Source organism: Pseudomonas sp. LAIL14HWK12:I7 (assembly GCF_000483465.1).
Classification (GTDB): Bacteria; Pseudomonadota; Gammaproteobacteria; order Pseudomonadales; family Pseudomonadaceae; genus Aquipseudomonas; species Aquipseudomonas kermanshahensis.
Genome location: NZ_AXYZ01000018.1, coordinates 105090 through 131268 on the forward strand (window position 1 = coordinate 105090; position 26179 = coordinate 131268).

General features: G+C 63.3%; 22 protein-coding genes. 7 read left to right on the top strand and 15 right to left on the bottom strand.

Annotation, left to right across the window (positions count from 1 at the left end; genetic code table 11):
• Nucleotides 1-201: 201 nt before the first annotated feature.
• Both D886_RS0117795 and fdhD read right to left on the bottom strand, forming a co-directional pair.
• Nucleotides 202-2547: an FdhF/YdeP family oxidoreductase gene (locus D886_RS0117795; RefSeq protein WP_027595196.1), complete on the bottom strand. Its 2346-nt coding sequence runs from the start codon at nt 2545-2547 to the stop codon at nt 202-204.
• Between the two features lie 5 nt (nt 2548-2552).
• Nucleotides 2553-3383 carry a formate dehydrogenase accessory sulfurtransferase FdhD gene (fdhD, locus tag D886_RS0117800; RefSeq protein ID WP_027595197.1) on the bottom strand — a complete coding sequence of 277 codons (831 nt, stop codon included), beginning with the start codon at nt 3381-3383 and terminating at the stop codon, nt 2553-2555.
• Nucleotides 3384-3557: 174 nt separating this feature from the next.
• Here fdhD and lysM point away from each other — a divergent pair, with 174 nt between their 5' ends.
• Nucleotides 3558-3998 carry a peptidoglycan-binding protein LysM gene (gene lysM / locus D886_RS0117805; RefSeq protein WP_027595198.1) on the top strand — a complete coding sequence of 147 codons (441 nt, stop codon included), beginning with the start codon at nt 3558-3560 and terminating at the stop codon, nt 3996-3998.
• Nucleotides 3999-4156: 158 nt separating this feature from the next.
• Here the strand turns inward: lysM and yrfG are convergent, their stop codons facing one another.
• On the bottom strand, nt 4157-4819 hold the full coding sequence (gene yrfG, locus D886_RS0117810) for a GMP/IMP nucleotidase (RefSeq protein WP_027595199.1): 663 nt from the start codon (nt 4817-4819) through the stop codon (nt 4157-4159).
• A 64-nt stretch (nt 4820-4883) separates the two neighbouring features.
• Here yrfG and nudE point away from each other — a divergent pair, with 64 nt between their 5' ends.
• Both nudE and cysQ read left to right on the top strand, forming a co-directional pair.
• Nucleotides 4884-5450 (top strand): ADP compounds hydrolase NudE, encoded by a 567-nt coding sequence (gene nudE / locus D886_RS0117815; RefSeq protein WP_027595200.1) that lies wholly within the window; start codon nt 4884-4886, stop codon nt 5448-5450.
• Complete coding sequence (gene cysQ, locus D886_RS0117820) at nt 5447-6283, top strand: 3'(2'),5'-bisphosphate nucleotidase CysQ (RefSeq protein WP_027595201.1); 837 nt, start codon at nt 5447-5449, stop codon at nt 6281-6283. The genes nudE and cysQ overlap by 4 nt, the downstream gene beginning before the upstream one ends.
• 150 nt (nt 6284-6433) lie before the next feature.
• Here the strand turns inward: cysQ and D886_RS0117825 are convergent, their stop codons facing one another.
• From D886_RS0117825 to rfbB, 7 genes are read right to left on the bottom strand one after another with little or no spacing between them, the layout of a single operon-like run.
• The gene (locus D886_RS0117825) at nt 6434-6889 is read right to left on the bottom strand and encodes a YiiD C-terminal domain-containing protein (RefSeq protein WP_027595202.1); all 456 of its coding nucleotides are present in this window, start codon (nt 6887-6889) and stop codon (nt 6434-6436) included.
• A complete protein-coding gene (locus D886_RS0117830; protein ID WP_027595203.1) occupies nt 6886-8295 on the bottom strand; it encodes a sigma-54 dependent transcriptional regulator in 1410 nt (469 codons plus the stop codon). Before D886_RS0117830 ends, D886_RS0117825 begins: the two co-directional genes overlap by 4 nt.
• A complete protein-coding gene (locus tag D886_RS0117835) occupies nt 8292-10106 on the bottom strand; it encodes an ATP-binding protein (protein WP_027595204.1) in 1815 nt (604 codons plus the stop codon). Before D886_RS0117835 ends, D886_RS0117830 begins: the two co-directional genes overlap by 4 nt.
• A 38-nt stretch (nt 10107-10144) precedes the next feature.
• Complete coding sequence (rfbD, locus tag D886_RS0117840; RefSeq protein WP_155951444.1) at nt 10145-11083, bottom strand: dTDP-4-dehydrorhamnose reductase; 939 nt, start codon at nt 11081-11083, stop codon at nt 10145-10147.
• Nucleotides 11002-11547: a dTDP-4-dehydrorhamnose 3,5-epimerase gene (gene rfbC / locus D886_RS0117845; protein ID WP_027595206.1), complete on the bottom strand. Its 546-nt coding sequence runs from the start codon at nt 11545-11547 to the stop codon at nt 11002-11004. The genes rfbD and rfbC overlap by 82 nt, the downstream gene beginning before the upstream one ends.
• On the bottom strand, nt 11544-12419 hold the full coding sequence (rfbA, locus tag D886_RS0117850) for a glucose-1-phosphate thymidylyltransferase RfbA (RefSeq protein WP_027595207.1): 876 nt from the start codon (nt 12417-12419) through the stop codon (nt 11544-11546). Before rfbA ends, rfbC begins: the two co-directional genes overlap by 4 nt.
• On the bottom strand, nt 12416-13498 hold the full coding sequence (rfbB, locus tag D886_RS0117855; protein WP_027595208.1) for a dTDP-glucose 4,6-dehydratase: 1083 nt from the start codon (nt 13496-13498) through the stop codon (nt 12416-12418). Before rfbB ends, rfbA begins: the two co-directional genes overlap by 4 nt.
• A gap of 266 nt (nt 13499-13764) precedes the next feature.
• Between rfbB and aguA the strand changes: the two genes are divergently transcribed.
• Nucleotides 13765-14871, top strand: a complete 1107-nt coding sequence (gene aguA / locus D886_RS0117860) for an agmatine deiminase (protein WP_027595209.1) — start codon at nt 13765-13767, stop codon at nt 14869-14871.
• 195 nt (nt 14872-15066) lie between these two features.
• The gene (locus tag D886_RS0117865) at nt 15067-15264 is read left to right on the top strand and encodes a hypothetical protein (protein WP_027595210.1); all 198 of its coding nucleotides are present in this window, start codon (nt 15067-15069) and stop codon (nt 15262-15264) included.
• Nucleotides 15265-15381: 117 nt separating this feature from the next.
• On the opposite strand, the gene D886_RS0117870 is transcribed toward D886_RS0117865, so the two are convergent.
• The gene (locus D886_RS0117870) at nt 15382-17466 is read right to left on the bottom strand and encodes a TonB-dependent siderophore receptor (RefSeq protein WP_027595211.1); all 2085 of its coding nucleotides are present in this window, start codon (nt 17464-17466) and stop codon (nt 15382-15384) included.
• A 469-nt stretch (nt 17467-17935) separates the two neighbouring features.
• Here D886_RS0117870 and D886_RS0117875 point away from each other — a divergent pair, with 469 nt between their 5' ends.
• A complete protein-coding gene (locus D886_RS0117875) occupies nt 17936-19255 on the top strand; it encodes an OprD family porin (protein WP_027595212.1) in 1320 nt (439 codons plus the stop codon).
• Between the two features lie 136 nt (nt 19256-19391).
• Here the strand turns inward: D886_RS0117875 and D886_RS0117880 are convergent, their stop codons facing one another.
• The 3 genes from D886_RS0117880 to D886_RS0117890 form a co-directional block, all read right to left on the bottom strand.
• On the bottom strand, nt 19392-21062 hold the full coding sequence (locus tag D886_RS0117880) for an FMN-binding glutamate synthase family protein (RefSeq protein ID WP_027595213.1): 1671 nt from the start codon (nt 21060-21062) through the stop codon (nt 19392-19394).
• 128 nt (nt 21063-21190) lie between these two features.
• Nucleotides 21191-22558, bottom strand: coding sequence for an ATP-binding protein (locus tag D886_RS0117885; protein WP_027595214.1), 1368 nt, complete (start codon nt 22556-22558; stop codon nt 21191-21193).
• Between the two features lies 1 nt (nt 22559).
• Nucleotides 22560-23279 carry a response regulator gene (locus D886_RS0117890; protein WP_027595215.1) on the bottom strand — a complete coding sequence of 240 codons (720 nt, stop codon included), beginning with the start codon at nt 23277-23279 and terminating at the stop codon, nt 22560-22562.
• A 140-nt stretch (nt 23280-23419) separates the two neighbouring features.
• On the opposite strand from D886_RS0117890, the gene D886_RS0117895 reads away from it, so the two are divergent.
• Nucleotides 23420-25717, top strand: a complete 2298-nt coding sequence (locus D886_RS0117895; RefSeq protein WP_027595216.1) for a TonB-dependent siderophore receptor — start codon at nt 23420-23422, stop codon at nt 25715-25717.
• 66 nt (nt 25718-25783) lie between these two features.
• Here D886_RS0117895 and D886_RS0117900 read toward each other — a convergent pair whose 3' ends face one another.
• Nucleotides 25784-25990 (bottom strand): DUF3079 domain-containing protein, encoded by a 207-nt coding sequence (locus tag D886_RS0117900; RefSeq protein WP_027595217.1) that lies wholly within the window; start codon nt 25988-25990, stop codon nt 25784-25786.
• Nucleotides 25991-26179: the final 189 nt, after the last annotated feature.

Genomic DNA, 26179 nt, shown 5'->3' on the forward strand with positions numbered 1-26179 from the left:
AATCCGACGAGTAGCACGAGTTGTACACAATTCTCTAAGTTACTGTATTTGCTGTGAAACTTAATCGGTTTTTGGCTGTCAGAGGTACTTATGACAAAGCCCTGAACCGTTGCGGAACAGGGCTTTTTTCGTTTTTTGGCGGTGCTGCTTTCGGCTCTTTCGCGGGCAAGCCCGCTCCATCACCATCACCCCAACACCTCTCTAAAGAATGCGCCCATTGTCCCGCGCCCGCTCAAGCTTGATGGCAATGAACTTCGACGTCGGCGTATGGCTGCCATCGCCAATGCTCTCAAGCGGCACCAGCGGGTTCACTTCGGGATAGTAAGCCGCCGCTTGCCCCGCCGGGATATCGAAGGCCAGCAATGTGAAACCGTGCACACGGCGCACATGCTCATCCCCCCACAACGAAACGATGTCGACCTTCTGCCCCGGCTGGAAGCCCAGGCGGACGATGTCGGCCTCGTTGGCGAACAGCACTTCACGCTGGCCACGCACGCCGCGGTAGCGGTCATCCAGGCCATAGATGGTGGTGTTGTACTGATCGTGCGAGCGCATCGACTGCATGATCAGGTCGGGCAACTGGCCGCTGGCCCGCACCCTTTCATCAAGCAAGGTATCCGGCAACAGGTTGGCCTTGAAGTTGGCGCGGCCGGTAGCGGTCTTCCATTCGCGGCTGGCGGCGCTGTTGCCCAGGTAAAAGCCACCCGGTTCACGCAGGCGTTCGTTGAAGCCGCTGAAGCCGGGGATGGTGTCGCCGATCAGGTCGCGGATGCGGTCGTAATCGGCCACCAGCCAGTGCCAGTCGACCGGTTGTTTGCCCAGGGTGGCGGCGGCGATACCGGCGACCACCGCAGGCTCCGAGCGCATCTGCGTCGACAGCGGTTTCAACTGGCCGTTGGAGGCATGGACCATGCTGAACGAGTCTTCCACAGTCACCGCTTGTGGGCCATCGGCCTGCAGGTCGATGTCGGTACGGCCCAGGCACGGCAGGATCAGCGCCTGCTTGCCGTGGACCAGGTGGCTGCGGTTGAGTTTGGTGCTGATGTGCACGGTCAGTTCGCAGTTGCGCAGCGCCTGCGCGGTGCGCTCGGTGTCTGGTGTGGCTTGGGCAAAGTTGCCGCCCAGCCCGATGAACACCTTGGCGCGGCCGTCGAGCATGGCGTGGATGGCTTCGACGGTGTTGTGGCCGTTGTGCCGCGGCACGGGGAAGTTGAAGCGCTTTTCGATGGCGTCGAGCAAGGCCACCGGCGGGCGCTCGTTGATGCCCATGGTGCGGTCGCCCTGGACGTTGCTGTGGCCACGCACCGGGCACAGGCCGGCGCCTGGCGCACCGATGTTGCCGCGCAGCATCTGCAGGTTGACGATTTCCTGGATGGTCGGCACCGAATGGCGGTGCTGGGTGATGCCCATCGCCCAGCACATGATCACCCGCTTGCCACGGCAGTACATGCGCGCGGCCAGCTCGATGTCGGCCAGGGTCAGGCCGGATTGCGCCTGAATGTGTTCCCACGAAGTGGCGTCGACCACGGCCAGGTAGTCATCGACGCCGTGGCCATGCTCGGCAATGAAGGCGTGGTCGAAGACCGCAGGCTCGCCCTTGGCCTGGGCTTCACGTTCCCACTGCAGGACGAACTTGGCCATGCCACGCAGCAGCGCCATGTCGCCACCCAGGGCCGGGCGGAAGAACGCAGTGTTGGTCGGCCGGTCGCTGTTGGTCAACATCTCCAGCGGGTTCTGCGGGTGCTGGAAGCGCTCCAGGCCGCGCTCTTTCAGCGGGTTGACGCACACCACCTGGGCACCGCGTTTTACCGCATCGCGCAGCGGGTCGAGCATGCGCGGGTGGTTGGTGCCCGGGTTCTGGCCCCAGACGAAGATCGCATCGGCATGCTCGAAATCGTCGTAGGTGACCGTGCCCTTGCCGACGCCGAAGCTCTGCCCCAAGGCCACGCCGCTGGCCTCGTGGCACATGTTCGAGCAATCCGGGAAATTGTTGGTGCCGTAGGCGCGCACGAACAATTGGTAGAGGTACGCCGCTTCGTTGCTGGCACGGCCCGAGGTGTAGAACTCAGCCTGGTCAGGGGTTGCCAGGTTGTTCAGTTCGCGGGCGATCAGGGCGAAGGCCGCCTCCCAGCTGATGGGCTGGTAATGGTCGCGTTGCGCGTCGTAGACCATGGGTTCGGTCAGGCGGCCCTGGTACTCCAGCCAGTAATCGCTTTGCTCGCGCAGCGCGCTGACGCTGTAGCGGGCGAAGAAGGCGGCATCGACGCGGCGCTTGGTGGCTTCCCAGTTGACTGCCTTGGCGCCGTTCTCGCAGAACTTGACCATGCCGCTTTCCGGCGAATCGCCCCAGGCGCAGCCAGGGCAGTCAAAGCCGCCATTCTGGTTGGTCTTGAGCAGGGCGCGAATGTTCTTCAGCGCATTGTCGCTGCCGACCCAGGCCTTGGCCACGCTACGCAACGCCCCCCAGCCACCGGCGGGGCCGTGGTAGGGCTTGTAGCGAGGGGAGGAGGCTGGGGCGTTGTCCGGGAGGTGCTGGTACGAGGTCACGGCTGTTACGACTCCGCCGCTGGGCTGTAGACCCGCGGTGCGCTGTGCTTGGGCAAGTGGATGAGGTTGAGGTTGTGCTTGCGTGCCCATTGCAGGGCAAGGCCGGTGGGCGCCGACAGGCTGACCAGGGTCTGGATGCCGGCACGCAGGACCTTCTGGATCAGCTCCAGGCTGCAGCGGCTGGTGACGATGGCCAGGCCGCCTTCACTGTCGATGCCTTGGCGCAGCAGGGCGCCGATCAGTTTGTCGAGGGCGTTGTGCCGGCCAATGTCCTCGCGGCCGAGCAACAGCTCGCCGTTACGGTCCATGAACAGTGCCGCATGCACCGCGCCGCAATGCTGGCCTAGCGGCTGGAAGGCGTCGATGCGCTGGCGCAGGCCAACCAACCACTGCGCGGGCGGCAGTGGCGCGCCGGGGAGTTCGGCAAGCTCTGGCAGTGCCTGCTCCAGGGCTTCGACCCCGCACAGGCCGCAGCCGCTGGTGCCGGCCAGTTGGCGGCGCTGGTTTTTCAGGTTCCAGAAGGCGCGGCTGGAGATTTCCAGGTCGGCGTACATCGCCGAACCGCTGCCAGAAAGCTTGAGGTCATAGATTTCCTGGGTGCCTTCGACAATCCCGCTGCCGACGCTGAAACCGACTGCAAAGTCTTCCAGGTCGGTCGGGCTCACCAGCATTACGGCCTGATTGAGGCCGTTGAAGGCGATGGCCAGGGCCACTTCTTCGGCCAATGGCGTGCTGGCACGCTCGGCGTCGCTGAGCTGGACGTACTCGTAGGTGTTGCTGGCGGCGGGCAAGGCCAAAGGCGATGAGGCCGCGCAGACCGGAGGTTTGCTGTTCATCGGGGCTGACTACCGGCGGCTTTTTGATAGCACAAGCCTAGGCCTGTGGGCCGGTCACGTCTAATCGCTAGGGTCTATGCCGTGATAGACCGCGTCGATTGGTCGCACTGGGGCAGGGTGGGCAATCCTGGCCTAGACTCCTGGCTCCGAGGTTTTATCAACAAGGAGAACGCAATGAGCCTGTTCAGTTTCGTGAAGGAAGCCGGCGAGAAGTTGATCGACCTACTGACCCCCGGCAATGCCAATGCCGAGGAGCAGTTGAAGAAACACGTGAAAGACGTCGGCCTGGGCAATCCGAACATCACCGCCACTGTAGAAGGCGACAAGATCATCCTCAAGGGTGAGGTGGCCAGCCAGGAGGAGAAGGAGAAGATCATTCTCGCGGCGGGCAACATCAGTGGTGTGGCCAGCGTTGACGATCAGATCACCGTAACAGGGCCAGTCGTTCAGGCGGCGCGGTGCGTTACCGTTAAAAAGGGTGACACCCTGTCAGCCATTGCCGTAGTCGTGTATGGCAACGCCAACCAGTACAACAAGATCTTCGAGGCCAACAAGCCGATGCTTACGCACCCGGACAAGATCTACCCGGGGCAGGTGTTGCGCATTCCGGACTGATCTTTACTGCCCGTACCGCAGGGTAGCGCATCAGCCTGTAGGAGCAGCCTTGTGCTGCGAAGAGGCCGGTATGGCCAGAGTATGCCTTTTGCCATACCGGCCTCTTCGCAGCACAAGGCTGCTCCTACAGGTCGGCGCTGTACCTGCGAAAAGGAGCATCACAGGCCTGCCAGCAAATCCCGGTAATCCTCGACCGCGGCAAACTCCTGGGTGTCGCGGGGTGCCGCCTGGCTATCGGGCTGGCGCACCGCCAGCAAATGCCCCACGCCAAACCGCTGGGCACTGCGCAAAATCGCCAGGGTGTCATCGATGAACAGGCTGCGCGCAGGCTCAAAGCCGATATCCGCCTGCAAGGCATCCCAAAACTGTGGGCTCTCTTTCGGGTAGCCATAATCATGCGAACTGATCAGCCGCTCGAAATACGGCGCAAGTTCCACCCGCTCCAGCTTCAGTGACAGCGAGTCACGGTGGGCATTGGTGATCATCACCACGCGTTTGCCTGCCTGACGGATGGCGGCCAGGAAGGTGTCGGCGTCGGGGCGCAGGGCGATCAGGTCGGCGATCTCGCGTTTCAGTTCGCGGATCGGCAGCTTCAGTTCACGGCTCCAGAAGTCCAGGCAGTACCAGTTGAGCGTGCCGGCATTGCGCTCGAACAAAGGCTGCAGCTCCATTTCCGCCATGGCCCGGCTCACGCCATGAAGCTCGGCATAGCGCTGGGGCAGGTGCTCCAGCCAGAAGCGGTTGTCGTAGTGCAGGTCGAGCAGCGTGCCGTCCATGTCCAGCAGGACAGTATCGATGGCAGACCAGGGAAGAACAGGCATGGGAAACTCTCGTTCAGTCGGCTAGCCACGGTATAGTAACCCGTTCACGCCAAGGAGCTGCCCCATGCGCCAGAAACCCACCGTCCTTAACCGCGAAATCGTCGCCAGCAGCCGCCTGTTCCGCGTCGAGGCCGTGCAATTGCGCTTCAGCAACGGTGCCGAGCGCACGTATGAACGCTTGGTCGGCCGGGGCAATGGTTACGGGGCGGTGATGATCGTGGCCATGCTCGATGCCGAGCATGCCGTGCTGGTCGAGGAGTACTGCGGCGGCACGGACGAATATGAGCTGTCGCTGCCCAAGGGCTTGATCGAGCCGGGCGAAGACGTGCTGGCCGCGGCGGATCGCGAACTCAAGGAAGAAGCCGGCTTTGGTGCGCGGCAGCTGGAACACCTGACCGAGTTGTCGCTGTCGCCGGGCTACATGAGCCAGAAGATCCAGGTGGTGCTGGCCACCGACCTGTATGAAGAACGCCTTGAGGGCGACGAACCAGAGCCCATGGGCGTAGACAAGGTCAACCTGCGCGAGCTGTCGGCCCTGGCCATGCACCCGCAATTCACTGAGGGCCGTGCCTTGGCGGCGCTGTACCTGGCGCGCGACCTGCTGATCCAGCGGGGGCTGCTGGAGCTATGAACGACCTGCAACTGATGCACGAAGTGGTCAAGCTGGCCCATTTGGCGGGCGAGGCGATTCTGCCGTTCTGGCGGGCCGACGTGGCGGTGACCAACAAGGCCGACGATTCCCCGGTGACCGCCGCCGACCTGGCCGCCCACCGCATCATCGCTGATGGGCTGCTGGCGCTGGCGCCACAGGTCCCCGTGCTGTCCGAGGAGGACTGCAACATTTCGCTGGCCGAGCGCCAGGGCTGGAGCCGCTGGTGGTTGGTTGACCCGCTGGACGGCACCAAGGAATTCATTGCGGGCAGTGAAGAGTTCACGGTCAACATCGCCCTGATCGAAAACGGCGTGGTGGTGTTTGGCGTGGTCTCGATGCCGACCAACGGGCGCTGCTACTCGGGTGGGCGCCAGTTGGGTGCGTGGCGTGCCGAGGCGGGGGAAGCTGCCCAGCCAATCCAGGTGCGTAACGCACCGCCTGCCGAAGGCCGTTTCACCGTGGTGGCCAGCCGTCGCCATTCCAGCCCCGAGCAAGAGGCGCTGTTGGCAGGGTTAGGGGCGGCGGTGGGTGAGCTGGACCTGGCCAATATCGGCAGCTCGCTGAAGTTCTGCCTGCTGGCCGAAGGCAGCGCCGATTGCTACCCGCGCCTGGCGCCGACGTCGCAGTGGGATACCGCCGCTGCACAGGGCGTATTGGAGGGGGCCGGTGGCGAGGTGATTGGGCTGGATGGCCAGCCGTTCACCTACCCGGCGCGTGAATCCCTGCTTAATCCGTTCTTCCTGGCCTTGCCCCGCGCAGCCGCCTGGCGCCAAGCCTTGATCGAGCTGGCGTGTAAAGAACAAAACGCTTAACCCCGCGCCTCATGATCTTGTGGGAGCGGGTTTACCCGCGAAGAAGCCAACCCGGTATCTGGCACCGGCTTCGCCGGTGTTCGCGGGTAAACCCGCTCCCACAGAGCCCCTGCTAGATCAGCAGGCGTTGTTTCGGTCCATGCGTGTGCGTCAGCGGTGCAGCACGTACTGGCCGCTGAATTTCACGGCAGGCTCGTCACTGCCGGCATTGCTGACGGTGGTTTCCAACGTCAAACGCGCCCGCCCACGGCGCTGGTACATCGCCACGAAGCGCTCCCAAGCCTTTTCGTCCGGCGCCGCACAGCGGGCCACTGCCGCGCCGGTGACCGGCAGCGGATAGCTGATCTGCCCCTCCTGAATGACGATATGCCCGTCATCGATGCCCAGCTCGCGCAAGCGCAGGTGCAGCCATCCCCAACCCACCAGCACCGCGGCGCAGTACAGGCTGCCGCCGAACATGGTGCTCTTGTGGTTGACGTTGGCTGCCAGCGGCAGTTGCAGGCGCAGGGTGTGCTGCTGCCAATCGATGACCTCCAGGCCCATTTCGCGGGTCAGAGGGATGTCGCTGTGCAGTACGGATTGCAGGTACTGGCTGTCGCTGCTCATGGACGGTTGTCCTCCTGGTCGTCGTGCCCGCCACTGCCGCCGTCAAAATTGAGGCTGTGTTTGCGCAGCTTGTCATGCAGGGTCTTGCGGGGGATGCCCAGCGCTTCGGCCAGGCTGCGCATCGAGCTGTGCGGCTGGGCAAGCTCGGCGGCGATCAGCGAGCGCTCGAACTGTTCGACCTGCTCGCTGAGGTTGCCGGTCAATACCGCCGCCGTGGGCGTTGCCGCAGCGGGCGCCTGGCCGTCGAGGGCAAGCTCCAGGCCAAGGGCGAAGCGCTCGGCGACGTTCTGCAGCTCACGCACGTTGCCTGGCCAGTCGTGGCGCAGCAGCAAGGCACGCTGGGCCGGCTGCAGGGTGTGCGGCGGCAAGCCGTGACGCTGGCTGGCGGCGTCGGCAAAGTGCTGGAACAACACCAAAATGTCATCGCCACGCTCGCGCAGCGGGGGGATGCGCAGCGGCGCCACGTTCAGGCGGTAATACAGGTCGGCCCGGAAGCGCCCTTGGTCTGCTGACTGGCGCAGGTCTTCCTTGGTGGCGGCGATGATGCGGATATCCAGCGGGATCAGCTGGTTGCCGCCCAGGCGTTCGACCACCCGCTCCTGCAGCATGCGCAGCAACTTCACCTGCACATCCAGGCTCATGCTCTCGATTTCATCGAGGAACAGCGTGCCGCCATTGGCGAATTCGAACTTGCCGATACGCCGCTTCTGCGCGCCGGTGAAGGCGCCGGGTTCGTGGCCAAACAGCTCGCTCTCGACCACCGATTCGGCCAATGCCCCGGCGTTGATGGCCACGAAGGGCCCGTCGCGGCGGCTAGAAAGGTCGTGCAGGGCGCGGGCCACCACCTCTTTGCCTGCACCAGTCTCACCCAGAATCAGCACATCGGCACGGGTGCCGGCCAAGGCGCCGATCTGCTCACGCAGGCGTAGCATCGTCGGCGACTGGCCCACCAGGCGGGTGGCCAGTTGCTGACGGTCGCTCAAGGCCAGGCGCAGGCTGCGGTTGTCGAGCACCAGGCGGCGCAGGGCCAGGGCGCGGCGCACGCTGTCGAGCAGGGCGTCGCTGGCGAACGGTTTTTCGAGAAAGTCATAGGCGCCGGCACGCATGGCCTGTACCGCCAGCGGCACATCGCCGTGGCCAGTAATCAGCAGCACAGGCAGTTCGCTGTCGCGGCCGTGCAGTTGCTCCAGCAGTTGCAGGCCATCGATGCCCGGCATGCGGATGTCGCTGACCACCACACCGGGCCAGTCGGCTTCGATGCGCTCGGCCAGGCCTTGGGCATCGGCCAGCGCCACCACCTTGAGCCCGGCAAGGTCCAGGGTCTGGCTCAGGGCTTGGCGCAGGTGCGGGTCGTCGTCGACCAGAATCACCTGGGCTTGGCTGTCGATCAGTGTCTCGGGGCTCATGCCGAGGGGTCCTCCGAATTGGGCAGGGTTGCGCCGGGTGCCGCCACGCGCAGTTGCAGGGTAAGCAGGGCACCGCCTTCTGGGTGGTTGGCCAGCAGCAGTTCGCCGCCCAGGGCGCGCATCAGGCTTTCGCAGATGGCCAGCCCCAGGCCAAGGCCCTGGGTGCGGGTCTTGGTGGTGAAGAACGGCTCTTTGGCATGCTCCAGTGCCTGGCGGCTGAAGCCTGGGCCGTTGTCGCGGATGTACAGGTAGACGTAGCCATCGCGCTGTTCGGCACTCAGCCAGAGGCGGCGCGGGTTGGCCTTTTCGGTCAGGGCATCGAGGGCGTTGGCCAGCAGGTTGCCCAGCACTTGGCGCAGGCGGGTTTCGCCGGCTTGCACCCACAACGTGGCCTCTGGCAGGTCGCGGATCAGCTCGACGGCCATCGCCCGGCGGCGCTTGGCCAGCAGCGCCAGGGCGTCGTCCAGTGCCGGCTGCAGGGCCACGCTTTCCGGGGCGTGGCGGTCGCGGCGGGCGAAGGCGCGCAGGTGGGCGATGATCGAGGCCATGCGCCCGGTCAGCTCACCGATCAGCTTGAGGTTGCCGCGAGCGTCTTCGGTGCGCTGGTGGTCGAGCAGGATCTCGGCATTTTCGGCGTAGCTGCGGATGGCCGCCAGCGGCTGGTTGAGCTCGTGGCTGATGCTCGCCGACATGGTGCCCAGCACCGACAGCTTGCCGGCCTGGACCAGTTCGTCCTGGGCCCGCACGGCCTCCTGCTGGGCGTTTTCACGTTCGAGCACGGCGCTCTTGAGGCGGGTGTTGAGGCCTTCAAGGTCGGCGGTACGTTCGGCGACGCGCTTTTCCAGCTCTTGACGGCCACGGGCCTCGAAGTCGATGCGGTCGATGTAGTGCCGACGCCGCTGCATCACCAGGCCGGCCAGCAGCACCAGCACCAGCAACGTGCCGGCGCCGATGGCCATCACCGTCTGCACCGAGCGGTCGACCAGGATGCGCGGGGCGAGGATGCTGACCTGCCAGCCGGTTTCCTTGATGTCGCGGGTCTGGGTGATCCACGCGTCCTGGTTCAGCACCAAGGGTTGCGGGGCCTGGGTCGGGTACGGCTGGATGGCGATGATCGCCTGGCGCTCGGCCTCGGTCAGCGCGCGGGTGGCGCGGAAACGCCAGTCCGGCCGAGAGGTGAGGATGACCACGCCGTTATGGTCGGTCAGCAACAGTTGCTCGGGGGTACGGCCCCAGAGGGTTTCGGTGTGGTCGAGGTCGACCTTGACCACCAGCACGCCCACGATCCGCTCGCGGTCGCGCACGGCGGCGGCGAAGAAGTAGCCACGCTTGGCCGAGGTGGTGCCCTGGCCAAAAAAACGCCCCAGGTGGCCGGCCATGGCTTCGTTGAAGTAGGGGCGGAAGGCGAAGTTGCGTCCGACGAAACTGTCGTGCTTGTCCCAGTTGGAGGCGGCCAGGGTATTGCCGCTGACGTCCATCAGGTACATGACCTCGGCACCGGTCTGCTGGACGATATCCTTGAGCAGGCGGTTGGCGTTGGTCACCGCTTCCAGGCGGAACGGGTCGGCCAGCACGCCGCGCAGTGCCGGCAGGTCGCCGAGGATTTGCGGCAGGGTTTCGTAGCGGTGCAGGGTGCCCAGCAGGTTGGCGACGTACAGGTCGAGGGTCTGGCGATTCTGCGAGGCCAGCTCTTCCTGGTAATAGCGCTCGGCCAGATGATGCAGCGGCCACAGCAGTGGGATCAGGCACACGGCCAGCAGGGCCAGGCTGCGCCAGCGGGGACGGCGTGGGGGCGTGGGTTTCGCGATCATCAGGTCAATGCGCCAGAAAAGTCTGACGCAATTATGCGCTACTTGAGGCAGTCGATCAGCGCCTGCTGCCAGTGCGGCAGGCTGATGTGCCATTGCTGGGCCAAGCGTGAGCAGTCCAAGCGTGAATTGAGTGGCCTGCGGGCGGGTGTGGGGTATTCGCTGGACGGGATCGGCTGCAGTTCGGCACAGGGTAACCCTTGCGCCTGCAACTGGTCGGCGATCGCTTGGGCGAAACCGAACCAGGAGGTCTCACCTTGCGCAGTGAGGTGGTAGGTGCCCCAGTCGCCAGCCTGCCCGGCTTGCCAGCGCTCGATCAGCGTGCGGGTGCTGGCAGCAAGGGTAGCGGCAGACGTCGGCGCGCCAATCTGGTCGTTTACCACGCGCAGTTGGGGCTTTTCCTGCAGCAGGCGCTGCATTGTCAGCAGGAAGTTGCGCCCATACAACGAATAGACCCAGCTGGTACGCAGGATCAGGTGCTGGCCGGCCACCGCGGTAATCGCCTGCTCGCCGGCCAGTTTGCTGTGGCCATAAACCCCCAGGGGGTTGGGCGTGTCTTGTTCGGTATAGGGCGTGGCCTTGCTGCCGTCGAAGACATAGTCGGTGGAGTAGTGGATGAGCGGCGCACTCAGCCGTGCTGCTTCTTCGGCGAGCACGCGGGGGCCATGGGCATTGATTGCAAACGCCAGCGCGGGCTCTTGTTCGGCCTGGTCCACCGCCGTGTAGGCAGCAGCGTTTATGATCAGGTCGGGGGCGAGCCGGCGCAGCGGTTCGCGCAGGGCCTCGGGCTGTGCCAGGTCGAGGTGCTCGCGGCCAAGCACGTGTAGCTCGCCAAGCCCGGCCAACTGCGCCTGCAGCGCTTGGGCAACCTGGCCATTACGGCCGCAGACGACGATTTTCATGGCAGCAGTTGCGCCTCGCTCAGCGGTACGCCGACCTTGTCTTTGTCCGACAGCACCGGCGGCCCCGCGAGTTGCCAGTCGATGGCCAACTCAGCGTCGTCCCAGCGGATGCAACGGTCTGCGCCAGGGTTGTAGTAGTCCGTGGTCTTGTAGAGAAACTCGGCCGATTCGCTGACCACCGAGAAGCCGTGGGCGAACCCCGGTGGAATCCACAGTTGCCGATGATTATCGGCCGACAGGTGCACCGCGACCCATTTGCCGAACGTGGGCGAGCTCCTGCGCACGTCCACGGCAATGTCGCGTATCTCGCCCTGTACCACCCGCACCAGTTTGCCCTGGGTGTTTTCCACCTGATAGTGCAGGCCGCGCAACACGCCTTTGACGGAGCGCGAGTGGTTGTCCTGGACGAAGTCCACGGTGACGCCGGTGTGCTTCGCGAACTCGCGGGCATTGAAGGCTTCGAAGAAGAAGCCACGGCTGTCACCGTATACCGTTGGCTCGATGATCAGTACGTCAGGGATCTCGGTGGGGATGATGTTCATGCAGACTCGTTTGCCAGTTTGCCCAGGTACTGACCGTAACCGGTCTTCTTGAGTTTTTCAGCCTTGGCCAGCAGCTGGTCACGGGTGATCCAGCCCTTGTTGAAGGCGATTTCTTCCAGGCAGGCCACTTTCAACCCCTGGCGGTTCTCGATGGTTTGCACATATTGCGAGGCATCCAGCAGGCTCTCGTGGGTGCCGGTGTCGAGCCAGGCGAAGCCACGGCCAAAGCGCTCCACACGCAAGTCGCCGCGCTGGAGGTAGGCATTGGTGACATCGGTGATCTCAAGCTCGCCGCGCTCCGAGGGGCGAATGCCTTTGGCGATTTCGACCACGTCGTTGTCGTAGAAGTACAGGCCCGTTACGGCATAGCTGGACTTGGGCTTGAGTGGCTTCTCTTCGATGGACAGCGCGTTGCCCTGCTCGTCGAACTCGACCACACCGAAGCGCTCCGGGTCCTTGACCCAATAGCCAAACACGGTGGCGCCGCTGGGGTGGCTGACCGCGCGCTGCAACTGTTCGGTGAAGCTCTGGCCGTGGAAGATGTTGTCACCGAGGATGAGGCAGACCGAGTCGTCACCGATGAACTGCTCACCGATCAGGAACGCCTGGGCCAGGCCGTCGGGTGATGGCTGCTCGGCATAGCTGATGCGAATGCCGAACTGGCTGCCATCGCCGAACAGCTGGCGATACTGAGGCAGGTCCTGGGGTGTGGAGATCAGCAGGATGTCGCGGATATCGGCGAGCATCAGCACCGAGATCGGGTAGTAGATCATCGGCTTGTCATAAATCGGCAGCAGTTGCTTGGATACCCCGAGGGTGATGGGGTGCAGGCGGGTGCCGGATCCTCCGGCCAGGACGATGCCCTTGGTCATGCAATGAGCTCCTTGATGTCGGTATTGCCCAGGCGTTCCCCCTGGTAGCTGCCATCCTGGACATGGCGGCACCACTGCAGGTTATCCAGGTACCACTGCACGGTCTTGCGCAGCCCGGTGGCGAAGGTTTCCTGCGGTACCCAGCCCAGCTCCCGTTCGATCTTGCTGGCATCGATGGCATACCGCAGGTCATGGCCGGGGCGGTCTTGAACGTAGGTGATCAGGTCTGCATAACGGGCCACGCCTTCAGGGTGCTGTGGCGCCAGCTCGTCGAGCAGGGCACAGATGGCGTGGACCACGTCGAGGTTCTTCTGCTCGTTGTGGCCGCCGATATTGTACGTTTCGCCGACCTCGCCGCGGCTCACCACCTCAAGCAACGCCCGGGCGTGGTCTTCGACGAACAACCAGTCGCGCACCTGCTGGCCATTGCCGTACACCGGCAGTGGCTTGCCGGCCAGGGCATTGAGGATCATCAGCGGGATCAGCTTTTCAGGGAAATGGTACGGGCCGTAGTTGTTCGAGCAGTTGGTGATCAGTACCGGCAGGCCATACGTGCGGTGCCAGGCGCGTACCAGGTGGTCCGAGGCGGCCTTGCTCGCCGAATAGGGGGAGCTGGGCGCATACGGCGTGGTCTCGTGGAACAGGTCGTTGGCGCCATGCAGGTCGCCATACACTTCGTCGGTGGAGATATGGTGAAAGCGGAACGCACGGCGCTGCTCGGCAGGCAGGCGGCTCCACCAGGCACGGGTGGCTTCGAGCAGGGCATAGGTGCCGACGATATTGGTCTGGATGAACGCTGCCGGGCCGTCGATCGAACGGTCCACATGGGATTCGGCAGCCAGGTGCATGATTGCGTCGGGCTGGAAGCGCTCGAGTACGGCACTGACTGTCGCCGCATCGGCGATATCGGCCTGGACGAATTCGTAACGGGTATTGTTGGCGATGCTTTGCAGCGACTCGAGGTTGCCGGCGTAGGTCAGCTTGTCGAGGTTCAGCACTTCGTGTTCGGTGTTGCCGATCAGGTGACGGACCAGCGCCGAGCCAATGAAGCCGGCGCCGCCTGTGACGAGTATGCGCATCTCAAGTCGCCTCTGGTAAACCAAGTTCTATGGCATGCAGCCTAGCTCGTCGGCTAGGGTGGTGGCAGACAAATATCATGGGTTTGAGCGTGATCATGATGGATATGCCGATTGATATCGATCTAATAAGCGATAAGGCTTTGCCGATCGGCTATTTTTGCTTTTAAAGCCGATATATATCGGTTATAAATTTGCCATCGCTGCTCCTACCCCCATCGACCAACGCCCCAGCGCACATCGGCTCAGGGCCTACGCAGAGGTTAACCATGAAAACCCTCAATTCTACCCCCCGTGCCGACGGCTTCCACATGCCCGCTGAATGGGCGCCGCAGACCCAGGTCTGGATGGTCTGGCCGGAGCGTTCGGACAACTGGCGCCTGGGTGGCAAACCGGCACAGGCCGCTCATGTGACATTGGCCAAGGCGATCGCCCGCTTCGAGCCAGTGACCGTGGGTGTTTCTGCTGGCCAGTACGAGAACGCACGCCGTCAGCTTGACCTGCCGAACATCCGCGTCGTGGAAATCAGCAATGACGACGCCTGGGTGCGCGACACCGGCCCGACCTTCGTCATCAACGACCAAGGCGAAGTGCGCGGCGTGGACTGGGGCTTCAATGCCTGGGGCGGCTTCGATGGCGGGCTCTACGCACCCTGGAACCGTGACGAGGAACTGGCCGCCAAGGTCCTGGAAATGGAGCGCTGCCAGCGCTACCAAACCGAGGGCTTCGTGCTGGAGGGTGGCTCGATCCACGTGGACGGCGAGGGCACGGTGATCACCACCGAAGAATGCCTGCTCAACCGTAACCGCAACCCGCACCTGGGCCGTGAGGAAATCGAAGCGGTCCTGCGTGAGCAGTTGGCCGTCGATACCGTGGTCTGGCTGCCGGACGGCCTGTACAACGACGAGACCGACGGCCACGTCGACAACTTCTGCTGTTACGTGCGCCCGGGCGAAGTGTTACTGGCCTGGACCGATGATTCCAACGACCCCAACTACGCCCGCTGCCACGCGGCAATGGACGTGTTGAAAAACACCCGCGACGCCAAAGGCCGTGAGTTCGTGGTGCACAAGATGCCGATCCCTGGCCCACTGTACGCCACGGCTGAAGAGTGTGCTGGCGTCGACCAAGTGGCCGGTAGCCAGGAACGCGACCCGTCGGTGCGCCTGGCCGGCTCGTACGTGAACTTCCTGATCGTCAATGGCGGCATCATCGCGCCGAGCTTCGATGACCCTGCCGATGCCCAAGCCAGAGCCATCCTGGCCGAGCTCTTCCCGGATCATGAAGTGGTCATGATCCCAGGCCGTGAATTGTTGTTGGGGGGCGGCAATATCCACTGCCTGACCCAGCAGCAGCCGGCGCCAGTCAAGCGCTGAGACCACCCTGAATAAAGAGGCCCGTCATACGACGGGCCTTTTTTTCGGGCGACCCTTCCAAGCGACGTCCGGCCGCCTGAGTGGCATACGTTTTGTATTGTTTTTCAATTAGATAGCTCGAATGGGTCGGGCTCTCTGATCTGTAACAATGCCTACGTAAATTAGCCGCTCACGGGCAAAGGAGTACGTGTGGAAATGAACGCAGCAAGTGAGTCGGCTTTGTGCCCATCGGCAGTTAACCACCCATCGCTCAAGCTGTTGGCGCAGTGGTTGAAGCACCATGGAAACATCCAGGTCAGGACGACCGACCCACGACGTCTGCTTGCCGGGCGATACCCGCAAGGGCTGATCAGTGAAGCAGAGATGCAGGCGCTGATGGCGGTGTGGCACTGATCTCATCGGTTTTACCGGTGCTGGCCCCTTCGCAGCACAAGGCTGCTCCTACAGGTGGCGTGCGATCCCTGTAGGAGCAGCCTTGTGCTGCGAAGAGGCCGGTACAGGCAACAAAGATCAGAAGCGGTAAGTGCTCGTCACCACAAGGCTCCGCGGGTCGCCCACCTGGATCTGCGCCGCACTGGTCGCCGAGCTGTAGTAGGTCTTGTCGGCAATGTTGTTCAACGCCGCCCGCACATCCCAGTCGTGGGTGCGGTAGCCGGCCAGCGCATCCCAGCGGCCGTAGCCTGGCAACACCGTGGTGTTCTGGTTATCGGCATAACGCTCACCCACCAACGTCAAGCCGGTCTCGGCGTACCAGCCCAATTCCGGTTTCCAGGTCACGAACAGGCTGGCATTACGCTTGGCCACGTCGTTGATGCGGTTGCCTTCCTGGTTATTGTTGTCTTTGACGATGGTTGCATCCTGCAGGCCGATGCCCCCGCGCACGTACCAGTTGCCGACGATATTGCCGGTGGCGGTCAGCTCGATGCCTCGGGAGCGTTGCAAGCCGCTGAGCAGGGTGATTTCCGGGTTTTCCGGGTCACGCGTGCGGCGGTTGTACAGCTCCAGTTCATACACGGCGAGGGTGGTGGTGAGGCGCTGGTCGAACCAGTCGCTCTTGACCCCGATCTCCTTCTGGCGGGTCAGCTCTGGCCCGGTGTCGTTGGTGTTGCCCGGCGCGCCGGGGGTGATGCCGATCAGGCCACCGCCCACTGGCGAGAAGGTCTTGCTCCACGATGCATAGAAGGAGTGATCGCGCCACGGCGTGTAGACCACACCCAGGCGCGGGCTGGTGGTGTTGCTGTCCTGCGGCTCGGTCAGGCCATCCTTGTTGGTGGTCTCTACCTCGAACTGGTCGAAACGCACGCCAGCGAGCACCTGCCATTGATCGTTCAGGCGGACCTGGTCTTGCAGGTAGAGGCCACGGCTTTGGACCACGGTGTGGTTGTCGCTCGACAGCAACATTGGGCCCGTGTGCTGCCGGCTGCGGTCGGGGTTGCCAACGTCCAGGCTTGGCACACTATTAAGCGCAGCGGTGTACAGGGTCGGGTCACGCCGTTGGCTGCCGAACTCCAGGCCCACCAACAGCTTGTGCTCCAGCCCCACGGTAGTGAAGTCGCCCTCGGCTTCGAGGTTGTTGAACAGGTTGCGGGTGTTCAGGTCCTGTTGCCAGCGCTGGCGGGTGACAGTGTTGGTGCTGGCGTTGTAGCCCGTCGCATAGGTGTTGTCGAACTCGCTGTCGAGCTTGAACAGGCCGAGGGTGTGGCGCAGTTGCCAGGTTTCGTTCAGCTGGTAGTTGAGCCGCGAACGCAGCGACTGGGCGCGGTCATCGATGTAGTCGCGCTGGGTATCGCTGTAGGTGGTGCTGCGGCTGACGTCGGCGGGGCGGCCATTGACCCCGGGGATACCGCGGTCTGGTGTGCGGTTGTAGCGGCTGTATTCGTACTGCACCAGCCAGTTCAGGTCGGGCGAGAGCTGCCAGCTCATCGACGGGGCGAACAGCTGGCGGCTGCCATCGATGCCGTCGCGGAAGCTGTTGTTGTCCTGGTTGCCCAGGTTCAGGCGCAGGCTGATGGTATCGCTGGGGTCGGCGCTGAGGTCGGCGTACAGGCTGCGCAAATCTTCGCTGCCGCCTTGCGCCTCGATGCTCGAACGGCGGCCGTGATCCGGCGCCTTGCTGACGCGGTTGACGATGCCACCCTGGCTGCCGCGGCCATACAACACCGCTGCGGGCCCTTTGAGCACCTCGACCCGCTCGATGTTGTTCAGGTCGCGAATGTACTGGCTGTCGTCGCGAATGCCGTCCAGGTAGAAGTCGTTGCTGGCCTCGAAGCCGCGGATGCGCACGCTGTCGAAGCGCGTGTCGGCGCCGCTGCTGACGTTGGGGATGCCCTCAAGTGCCTTGCCCAGGGTGTTGTTGCCGTAGTCCAGCACGTTGGCGGTCTTGACCGTGTCGATGGCCTGGGGCACGTAGCGCACGGGCGTCGAGGTGCGCGTCGCAGTACTGACTTCCTTGACCCGCGGGTTGTCCTCCTCGCGCTCGCCTTCGGCAGTCACTGACATTTCCGGCAGGGTGGTGGTGGCAGCGGTGGCCAGGCTGGCGCTGAACAGCAGCGACAGGCCAAGCGTCAGCGGGGAGAGGCGGCAGGGTACAAGCATGGAGACATCCGGACCGTGGCAGGTGAGAAAGGGTGCGAATGGTAATGCTTGCTATTTACTGTTGCTTGGGTATTTGTAAAGGGTTGTCTTTACATATGTATCACTTTGTAACCGCCGCTGTTGTATGCTCCGCGCCCATGAAAGCTGCCGGGTTGGTCAAAGCGACATTTCTGACAGAAGAAAAAATGCCCACTGATAGCGCCAACAGGCATGGAAATGCACCAGCGGGCTGGGTGATTTTGGTTATATCAACCTGCATTTCACGATTTTTTGACATTTGTAATCGCACACCGCTAGGATTCGGCCAACGCCTGCTGGCCATGACATGGCCATGCTGCTGTAAAAGGCCACCGTGCGATTGCCGGCAAGCCTTTCAGTCTGGATCCGCATAGCGTCGAACCTACGAAGGGGCGTTGGTTCCTGGCGTCATATTGCGAAGCGTTTTTGATTAAGAAATAAGGAAAACAACATGTTGAAAACCAGGATCAGCCTGGTCGCACTGGCAATGATCGCCGCGACCCAGGCCCAGGCCAATGAGCAGGCCGACAGCAAGGGCTTCATCGAAGACAGCCACGCCAACGTTCTGCTGCGCAACGCCTACATCAACCGTGACAAGAAGCACGGTACCGATGACCAGATCGAATGGGGCCAAGGCGTCATCGCCAACTTCTCCTCCGGTTTCACCCAGGGCACCGTCGGTGTCGGTGTCGACGCATTCGGCCTGTACGCCCTGCGTCTGGACGGCGGCAAAGGCCACAACGGTGGCGGCGGCGTCGACTTCTTCAAACCGCACGACACCAAGAACGCCGACGGCAACGCCAGCTCGCCACATAACCTGGCCCGTGGCGGCGCAGCCGTGAAATTCCGCATCTCCAACACCGTGCTCAAGTACGGTGACCAGATGCCAGCACTGCCTGTGCTGCAGTACGACGACGCCCGTCTGCTGCCAGAAAGCTTCACCGGTACCCTGATCACTTCCAAAGAAATCCAGGGCCTGGAACTGAACGCCGGCCGCTTCACCCAAGAAGCGCGCAAAAGTGCCGAGCGTCGTGACGGTGGTGGCCTGAAGTCGATCAACGTCTTCGGTGGTAGCTACAAGTTCACCGACAACTTCACCGCTTCGCTGTACACCGCAGACAACGAAGACGTGATGCAGAAGCACTACCTGGGCATGAACTATGTCTTCCCGATCGCCAGCGACCAGTCCCTGACCCTGGACTTCAACGGCTACAAGTCGGACATCAACAACAAGTTCGTCAAAGCGGCCGAGCTCAATGGTGACTCCAACACCATCTGGAGCCTGGCGGCGACCTACGCCTACGGTGCGCACTCGTTCACCATCGCTCACCAGCGCAGCACCGGCAGCACCGGTTACAACTACGGCTTCTACCAGAACGCCGGTGGCGTGGGTGACGGTGGTTCGACCATCTACCTGGCCAACTCGTACTGGTCTGACTTCAACGCCGAAGACGAGCGCTCCTGGCAGCTGGGCTACGGCCTGGACTTCGGCGCCTACGGCGTACCGGGCCTGACCTACAAGCTGGCCTACGTAGTGGGTGACAACATCAACACCCGCAACGTCGCCAACCCGCAAGGTTTCGGTGAAGGTAAAGAGCGCGAAATCTTCAACCAGATCCGTTACGTGGTTCAAGACGGCCCGGCCAAAGACCTGTCGGTCAAGCTGCGCAGCTCGTTCGTACGCACCAACAATGCCGTACAGCAGAACGGCTACAACGACGACGGTAACGAAGTCCGCGTATTCGTCGAGTACCCGATCAGCATCTTCTGATCGCATGGCGTCGGGGCTGCTTTGCAGCCCTTTCGCAGCGCAAGGCTGCTCCTACAAATACATGGACATCGCGCTCGCTGCCCCTGTTGTAGGAGCAGCCTTGCGCTGCGAAGGGCCGCAAAGCGGCCCCAGCTCATCAAGCTGGGACGCTTTCCTCACGGCGCCTGCCAGTTGCCTTCGCTACCAGCACGCCCTCCCCAGTCTCCGGCGCAAAACTGTCGCTGCGCGCCATCCGCCACATCCGCGCATAAAACTCGCTTTCAATCGAGCCACTGAGCAATTCGCCAGGCTTGAGGAACGTATGCAGGTCTGAAAACAAGCCGATCTCGCTGGCGCTGACACGCCGTGCCAAATGTTTGGGCTTGAGCTCCGACGGGTGCTCCAGGCCCGCCGCCGCAAGCATCTCAGCCAATGTATGCAGGGTATTGCGGTGGAAGCTCGCCACCCGCTGAGCCTTGTCCGGCACCACTAACGCACGCTGGCGGAGCGGGTCCTGGGTGGCGACCCCGGTCGGGCATTTGTTGGTGTGGCAGCTCTGCGACTGAATGCAGCCAATGGCGAACATGAAGCCGCGCGCCGAATTCACCCAGTCGGCACCAATGGCCAGCACACTGGCGATGTCGAAGGCGCTGACGATCTTGCCCGCCGCGCCAATGCGGATGCTCGAGCGCAAATTCAGGCCGACCAAGGTGTTGTGCACGAACATCAAACCTTCGCGCATGGGCACGCCCATGTTGTCACTGAACTCGCGTGGCGCCGCGCCGGTGCCGCCTTCCTTGCCGTCGACGACGATAAAGTCGGGGGTGATTCCCGTCGCCAGCATGGCTTTGGCAATGCCCATGAATTCCCACGGGTGGCCCAGGCAGAACTTGAAACCCACCGGCTTACCCCCCGACAGTTCGCGCAGGCTGGCAACGAACCGCAGCAGTTCGACCGGCGTGCGGAACGCGCTATGGGCGGCCGGCGAAATACAGTCCTCGCCCTCACGCACGCCACGGGTGGCGGCGATTTCCGGGCTGACTTTGTGCCCTGGGAGTATGCCGCCGTGGCCGGGTTTGGCGCCTTGGCTGAGCTTGATCTCGATCATCTTCACTTGCGGCGAGCGGGCTTGCTCGGCGAAGCGTTGTGGGTCGAAACGGCCTTCTTCGGTGCGGCAGCCAAAGTAACCGCTGCCGATCTCCCAGATCAGGTCGCCGCCATGTTCGCGGTGGTACGGGCTGATGCTGCCCTCACCGGTGTCATGGGCAAAGCGCCCCAGCCGTGCACCCTGGTTGAGCGCTGCGATGGCGTTGGCGCTGAGGGCGCCGAAACTCATGGCCGAGATGTTGAAGATCGATGCCGAGTACGGTTGCCGGCACTGCGGCCCGCCAATGGCGATGCGGAACGAGGCGGGGTCGGGCGTGGCCACCGGCAGCATCGAATGGCTGATGAATTCGAAGCCGGGTTTGTAGGCATCGTTGAGCGTGCCGAAGGCTTTTTCGGCGCTCTCGTTCTTCGCCCGTGCATACACCAGGGAACGCTGGGACCGTGAAAACGGCAGCTTGTCGTCGTCACCTTCGATCAGGTATTGGCGGATTTCCGGGCGGATGGTTTCGATCAAGTAGCGGATGTTGCCCAGGATCGGGTAGTTGCGCCGCACCGCGTGGTGGCTCTGGCGCAGGTCATTGAGGCCGACCAGGCTGAGCAGGGCGGTGATCAGGGTGAATGGCCATAGCCAGGCATGTTGGGGCAGTAATGGGAGGCTGGCACAGGTGAACGACAAGCAGATGAAAAGGCAGGCGTAGCGGCTGGGCAGTGAGTGTTTCATGGGTCCATCGCAGGCAGGATGACCCGCGTAGGATAGGCAATGGCGGGCTGCGGAAAACCTGGGCAATCGGTAAAACACTGTTACCTGATCCCGTGCCCAGCTCAGCGCTTTGTGGGAGCGGTGACAGGTTATCGAGGTAACAGCACGCTGGCCCGCAGCCCACCGCCGTCGCGGTTGCACAACAGCAACTCGCCGCCATGGCTGGCCGCGATCCGCTGGGCGATACTCAACCCCAAGCCATACCCGCCAGACGCCTGGTTACGCGACCCTTCACCCCGCACGAACGGGTCGGTAACCGTCGCCAGCAAGCCTGGCGCGATCCCCGGCCCTCGGTCATCGACATGGATATAAACCCCCGTGGTCGCGCGCTCCAGCGTGACCGAAACCTCCTTGGCATAGCGCAAGGCATTGACCAGTAAATTCTGCAGGCAACGCTGCAGCAGCAGCGCATCAACCCGCAAGCTGCCGCCCTGGCCATGAACCGGCAGTGGCTCGCGGGCTGTGGACAAGTCGGCACACTGCCGCGTCACCAGCCGGTCCAGGTCCACCTGTTGCAGGTTTTGCTGCTCCCCGGCCCGCAGGTAATCGAGCACTTGGCCAATCATGTCGTCCATCTGCGTGATGTTCTGCCGCAGGCGCTGGCGATGCTCGTCGTCCGGCAAGCGCTCCAGGCGCAGGCGCATGCGGGTCAGTGGGGTGCGCAGGTCGTGGGACACGGCAGCCAGGAAGTAGGCCTTGTCGTTGACCATCGCAATCAACCGCTGCTGCATCGCGTTGAAGGCCTGGGCGGCCTGGCGCACTTCTTCCGGCCCGTCCAGCGCCAAGGGCGGCTGCTCCAGGTTGCTGCCCAGGCCGCGCGCGGCATCCGCCAGGCGCCGCAACGGGCGCAGGCACAAGCGCACCGCCACCAGGCACACCAGCAGCACAGCGACGATGCGCAGGGCATACACCCGCAGCAGGTAATCGCTGATCAACACCCAGGCGGACTCGCCGCTCCAGCCCTGCAGCTCCTGGCCATCGATGGTCAGCCAATGCCCGTCGGCCAGCGGCACGGCAAACGCGATATGTGCCTGCGCCGTGCGCAAACCGAACAGACTGCGCCAGACAATCGGCTGGCCCAGTTCATCGGTCAGGTGCACCTTCAGTAGGCGCACCTCCTGGGCGTGGCCCAGCTCGTACTTGAGGGCCTGTTGCAGCAGCAGCTCGATACGCTTGCGCCCTCTGCGTTCGTCGTGTTCCGCCGCGGGCAGGTTTTCGGCACAGCGCAGCTGATAGTGGGCAGGTGCCTGCAACGGGCTGCCATGGCAGTTGGCGCTGGCAATCAGCGGCGCGCTGCGGGCGGCGATCAGCCGAACAGGGGCCTCAAGCACCTGGGCGAAACGCACATCGAACCAGATGCTGCTCGACATCAACTGGATCACCACGGTGCCGCTGACCATGATCAACAGCAGTTGGCCAAACAGCGTGCGCGGCCATACCCGGCGAAGCCAGCGCATGTCAGGCATCAGCCTCGCTGCGCGCAAGGCTCAGCAAGTAGCCTTCGTTGCGGATGGTAAGGATCTGCGCTGCGCCACCCGGCGCGCGCCGCAATTGCTGGCGCAGGCGGCTGACGCACATGTCCACCGAGCGGTCGTCAGGCAGGTGGTCACGGCCGAACGCACTGCGGGTCAGCTGATCGCGGGACACCACGCGGTTGTTGGCCTCCAGCAGCTCGCGCAATACGCGGTGGTCGGAGCGGGGCAGGGTCAGCGTTTCGCCGTCAGGGCGGGTGAGTAGGCGTTTGACGTGGTCGAGGCGAAACCCAGCGAACTGCTGCGCTTCCACCGCGGGCTTTGCAACCGGCGTATCCAGGCGCTGCGGGCGGCGCAATACCGCTTTTATCCGGGCAATCAGCTCGCGTGGCTCGAAGGGTTTGGCCAGGTAATCGTCCGCGCCCACTTCCAGGCCAATGATGCGGTCCAGCGTGCTGCCTTTGGCCGACAACATGATCACCGCCAGCCCGGGCGTCGATTGCAACTGGCGGCACAGGCTCAAGCCATCCTCGCCGGGCAGCATCAAGTCCAGCACCACCAGCTCGACTTTATGCAGCGCCAGTTGCTGGCGCATCCCATCGCCGTCAGCGGCCGCTAGCACGGTATAGCCGGCATCGGTCAGGTAATCGCAGAGAAGTTCGCGGATCTCGTCGTCATCGTCGACAACCAGCAGGGTCGTGCTCATTTCAAAAAACACCTGTTCGATGAGGGCCGGTGGCGCTCGTTACGTTCGATTACAAGCCCGTACAAGCCGGGCCTGGAGCCCCAAGGGCGGATCCCTAGAATCGTAACAAAAAATCATCTGCGAATACGAAGCCTTCCCAAATGAAACCTCGGAGCATCATGAACGACTTCTCTCCCATCAGCCGAGGCGGAAGTCGCCTCAACCCGCTGGCCTTCTTCATTGCCGTGGCCATCAGCGGTGGAGCGATGGCGGCTGACAGCCAGCCCCTGGAGCTGGATGCCACGCAGATCGAAGACAGCGCGCTGGTGCCTGCCGATGAAACCGGCCAGCTAGGGTACACGGTCGAGAGCAGCCGCAGTTCAACCGGCCTCAAGCTGACGCCGCGTCAAACACCGCAGTCGGTGACCACCATCACCCGCCAGCAGATGGACGACCGCGCCATCCACACCATCGAGCAGGCGCTGGAAACCACGCCAGGCGTGACCGCAAGCAAGGCCGAGGTAGGCGGCCGCACCGACTACCGCGCCCGCGGTTATTCCATCACCAACTGGAAGGTCGATGGCCTGCAGTTCCAGGGCGGTTCCGATTTCAGCGGCGGGGGTAATGCGCTGAACATGGACCTGTACGAGCGCATCGATATCGTCCGTGGCGCCAACGGCCTGCTCGGCGGCACTGGCGACCCGTCGGCCACCGTCAACCTGATCCGCAAGGCCCCAACCAAAACCTTCGGCGGCAGCGCCTACGCCACCTATGGCAGCTGGGACAAACGCCGCCTGGGCGCCGACCTTAACCTGCCGCTGTCCGAAGACGGCCGCCTGCGTTCGCGCTTCGTGATGACCCAGCAGGACGCCAACTCGTTCCGCGACAACCAGTCCGAACGCTCCCGCGCCGCGCTGGCCAACTTCGAATTCGACCTCGACGACGCCACCACCCTGGGCGCCGGCTACCAGTACGAATACAACAAAGTAGTCGGCGGCGGCTGGGGCGCGAACATTCCGATCTGGTATGGCGACGGCAGCAAGACCGACCTGCCGCGCAGCACCAACGTAGTGCCGAGCTGGAGCTTTGGCGAGTACACCACCCGCACCGCCTTCGGCTCCCTCGAACACCGCTTCGACAACGACTGGTCGCTGAACCTCAAGGCCGCGCAAAGCACCGCCGAGGCCCTCAACCACCGCGGCCTGGCCAAGGTCAACTCGGCCGGGCGCGGCAGCTTTGGCGGCTACTGGGACCAGGACGGCAGCGGCGCCGTGCTCAACGGCCTGCACAGCTCCAGCGACACCACCCAACAGTCTGCGCAAATCGACCTGTCCGGCCCGTTCCAGCTGTTTGGCCGCACCCACCAAGCGATGGTCGGCTACAACGACAGCCGCACTGTCGCCTGGTCGCCGGAATACACCTGCAACATGGTCAGCGACAGCCAAGTCAGCGCCGCAGCGCTGGGTTGCCAGTTCCGCGCCAACAACGGCTTCCCGCTGACCGACTGGCGCAATGGCGTGGATGACGATTACGACATGCTCGCCTCGCGCACCGGCCGCCACAGCAAAACCACCACCCGCCTGCAAGGCATGTACGCAGCGACCCGCCTGAGCATCACCGACCCACTGTCGGTGATCGTCGGCGTGCGTACCAGCAACTACTCGGCCATTACCCGCAGCAACGCCGGCGTGCGCACCAGCCAGGAAGAAAACGGCATCGTCACCCCCTACCTGGGGGCTATTTACGACCTCAACGACACCTACTCGCTGTACGCCAGCTACACCGACATCTTCACCCCACAAACCGCCGAGACCAGCAGCGGCAGCAAAGTCGAACCCATTCGCGGCCAAAGCTACGAAACCGGTATCAAAGGCGAATGGTTCGATGGCCGCCTGAATGCCTCGGCCGCGTACTTCCGCACCAAGCAGGAAAACAAAGCCGTGCTGGACGGCGACCTGACCACCCCAACCGGCAACGACGCCTACAAGGCCGGGTCCGGCCAGGAAACCGACGGCATCGACCTGGAAATCGCCGGCGCACTGACCCCCAGCTGGAACGTCTACGCCGGCTACACCTACCTGCACTTCCGCCGCATCGACAGCGACGGCCGCAGCGACCCATCACACCTGTTCAAGGCCTCCACCACCTATCGCCTCTCCGGCCCACTGGACCGCCTGACGCTTGGCGCAGGGGTTACCGCGCAGAGCAACATTCGTGCGGTGTCCAGCCCCGCTGGCCAGCCCACTAATGGCGTGAGCGCAGGCTCGACCGACGTCAACTGGTCGGGGTATGCGATTTGGAATGCCATGGCCAAGTACCAGCTGACGGACGAGACCAGCGTTAGCCTCAATGCCAATAACCTGTTCGACAAGCATTACTACACCCGCTACGGCTTCTATGCCGGGGCAATCTATGGTGACCCCCGCAATCTTTCACTGACGCTCAGCACGTCATTCTGACGCCCCCCTGTAGGAGCAGCCTTGTGCTGCGAATGGGCCGCAAAGCGGCCCCTTTCCCACCCACAATCAACTGCACTGCACCCCCGACACCTCATCAATCGGCTTATCCAACCGGTCCTCAAACCTGTCCCAGCCCTCGCCGAACAACTCCACCGGATGCATGGTCCGGTCTGACCCATTGCCACAGGCCAGTGCCTTGGCTGGGCAGTAGAGGTCGCAGCCCCAGCAGATGCGCTCGGGGTGGCTGGGGTGGGTGGGGAATTTTTTGGGCATGGTGTTCAGGCCTCGCAGGTGGGGGGCTGATTTCACGCTAGGCGGTTTGGTGGTTTGGGTTTTGATTAAGATCAAGGTGGGGTTGGGTGTTGCGGTATGGCTTTCAAATTACCGTTTCAGTGATGGCACAAACAAAAAAGGCCCACCTTTCGGTGAGCCTTTTTTGATACAGCACCAGTAGTCGAACGG

Excerpts from the sequence above, each read along its gene's own strand:
- fdhD (WP_027595197.1), bottom strand. The coding sequence starts at position 3,383 with ATGAACAGCAAACCTCCGGTCTGCGCGGCCTCATCGCCTTTGGCCTTG.
- lysM (WP_027595198.1), top strand. The coding sequence starts at position 3,558 with ATGAGCCTGTTCAGTTTCGTGAAGGAAGCCGGCGAGAAGTTGATCGAC.
- yrfG (WP_027595199.1), bottom strand. The coding sequence starts at position 4,819 with ATGCCTGTTCTTCCCTGGTCTGCCATCGATACTGTCCTGCTGGACATG.
- nudE (WP_027595200.1), top strand. The coding sequence starts at position 4,884 with ATGCGCCAGAAACCCACCGTCCTTAACCGCGAAATCGTCGCCAGCAGC.
- cysQ (WP_027595201.1), top strand. The coding sequence starts at position 5,447 with ATGAACGACCTGCAACTGATGCACGAAGTGGTCAAGCTGGCCCATTTG.
- D886_RS0117825 (WP_027595202.1), bottom strand. The coding sequence starts at position 6,889 with ATGAGCAGCGACAGCCAGTACCTGCAATCCGTACTGCACAGCGACATC.
- D886_RS0117830 (WP_027595203.1), bottom strand. The coding sequence starts at position 8,295 with ATGAGCCCCGAGACACTGATCGACAGCCAAGCCCAGGTGATTCTGGTC.
- D886_RS0117835 (WP_027595204.1), bottom strand. The coding sequence starts at position 10,106 with ATGATCGCGAAACCCACGCCCCCACGCCGTCCCCGCTGGCGCAGCCTG.
- rfbC (WP_027595206.1), bottom strand. The coding sequence starts at position 11,547 with ATGAACATCATCCCCACCGAGATCCCTGACGTACTGATCATCGAGCCA.
- rfbA (WP_027595207.1), bottom strand. The coding sequence starts at position 12,419 with ATGACCAAGGGCATCGTCCTGGCCGGAGGATCCGGCACCCGCCTGCAC.
- rfbB (WP_027595208.1), bottom strand. The coding sequence starts at position 13,498 with ATGCGCATACTCGTCACAGGCGGCGCCGGCTTCATTGGCTCGGCGCTG.
- aguA (WP_027595209.1), top strand. The coding sequence starts at position 13,765 with ATGAAAACCCTCAATTCTACCCCCCGTGCCGACGGCTTCCACATGCCC.
- D886_RS0117865 (WP_027595210.1), top strand. The coding sequence starts at position 15,067 with ATGAACGCAGCAAGTGAGTCGGCTTTGTGCCCATCGGCAGTTAACCAC.
- D886_RS0117870 (WP_027595211.1), bottom strand. The coding sequence starts at position 17,466 with ATGCTTGTACCCTGCCGCCTCTCCCCGCTGACGCTTGGCCTGTCGCTG.
- D886_RS0117875 (WP_027595212.1), top strand. The coding sequence starts at position 17,936 with ATGTTGAAAACCAGGATCAGCCTGGTCGCACTGGCAATGATCGCCGCG.
- D886_RS0117880 (WP_027595213.1), bottom strand. The coding sequence starts at position 21,062 with ATGAAACACTCACTGCCCAGCCGCTACGCCTGCCTTTTCATCTGCTTG.
- D886_RS0117885 (WP_027595214.1), bottom strand. The coding sequence starts at position 22,558 with ATGCGCTGGCTTCGCCGGGTATGGCCGCGCACGCTGTTTGGCCAACTG.
- D886_RS0117890 (WP_027595215.1), bottom strand. The coding sequence starts at position 23,279 with ATGAGCACGACCCTGCTGGTTGTCGACGATGACGACGAGATCCGCGAA.
- D886_RS0117895 (WP_027595216.1), top strand. The coding sequence starts at position 23,420 with ATGAAACCTCGGAGCATCATGAACGACTTCTCTCCCATCAGCCGAGGC.
- D886_RS0117900 (WP_027595217.1), bottom strand. The coding sequence starts at position 25,990 with ATGCCCAAAAAATTCCCCACCCACCCCAGCCACCCCGAGCGCATCTGC.